At 63.2% G+C, this 1,102-nt stretch carries 1 protein-coding gene; it reads left to right on the top strand.

Going from position 1 to position 1,102, the window contains the following annotated elements; genetic code table 11:
- Positions 1 to 71 precede the first annotated feature (71 nt).
- The coding region (locus F2P45_RS34255; RefSeq protein ID WP_166882664.1) for an IS110 family RNA-guided transposase at positions 72 to 1,102 on the top strand (1,031 nt) is incomplete at its 3' end.

Here is a 1,102-nt window from a genome sequence, read left to right as displayed (position 1 = left end):
GCGACATTTGTAAGTCAGCGTGGTCTAAACGAATTTGGCGAATCTGTCAGCCACTATCGAAAGGGGAAGTCATGAAAAAGTTTAGCACTCAAGCCAACGGCGTGACACACGATGCCACCTTCGTGGGTGTCGACCTGGCTAAAAACGTGTTCGCGGTCCACGCTGTCGATGCTTGCGGCAAGCCCTGCCTGGTGCGCCCCCACGTGCGCCGCGATCAACTGCTCAATCTGCTCGCCCAGTTTCCGCCATGCGTCATTGGCATGGAGGCGTGCAGCGGAGCGCACCATCTGGCGCGTACGCTGCTCCAGTTCGGCCATACACCCAAGCTCATGGCGCCGAAGTTCGTCTCGCCCTACCGGATGCAGGGTCCGAGGGGGAAGAACGACGCCAATGACGCCGCCGCCATCTGCGAAGCTGTTTCGCGGCCCAACATGCGGTTTGTGCCGATCAAGTCGGTCGACGCGCAGGTCACGCTCACTCTTCACCGGGTGCGCAGCGGCTTCGTCGAGGAGCGCACGGCCACCATTAACCGGTTGCGGGGATTGATGGCGGAATTCGGCGTCGTGCTGCCGCTCAAGGCAACGACCGTACGGCGCCAAGCGCGCGCGGCCAGCGAAGCGCTGCCGACCTGGATGCGCCGGGCCGTCGACGATATGCTCAGCCACATCAGCGTGCTCGATGAGCGCATCGACGAATACGACGCCCACATCAAACAGGCCGCCACCGCCGATGTGCCCAGCCAGCGCTTGATGAAATTGGACGGCATCGGTCCGATCACGGCCTCGGCGCTGACGGCCTCGATCGGGAACGGCCATGACTTCAAGAACGGCCGCCAGCTCGCCGCATGGCTTGGCCTCGTCCCCGGCAGAGTTGGTTCGGGAGGAAAAACCAGGCTGGGACGCATTAACAAGGCAGGCGATCGCTACCTGCGCACCCTTCTGGTGATGGTAGCGCGCTCATTGCTGTCGCTGGCGGCGAACAAGAGTGACCGGCTCAGCCGATGGGCGCTTGCGCTGCAAGCGCGGGTCGGCTATGGAAAAGCGGTCGTCGCCATCGCCGCGAAGAACGCTCGTCTCGCCTGGGCCGTGCTTGCCAGGGGAGA

Source organism: Massilia mucilaginosa, assembly GCF_011682145.1.
In the GTDB taxonomy this organism is placed as follows: Bacteria; Pseudomonadota; Gammaproteobacteria; order Burkholderiales; family Burkholderiaceae_D; genus Telluria_A; species Telluria_A mucilaginosa.
The sequence above is the reverse complement of the archived record's forward strand: the minus strand, read 5'-3'. Positions and strand labels throughout refer to the sequence as shown.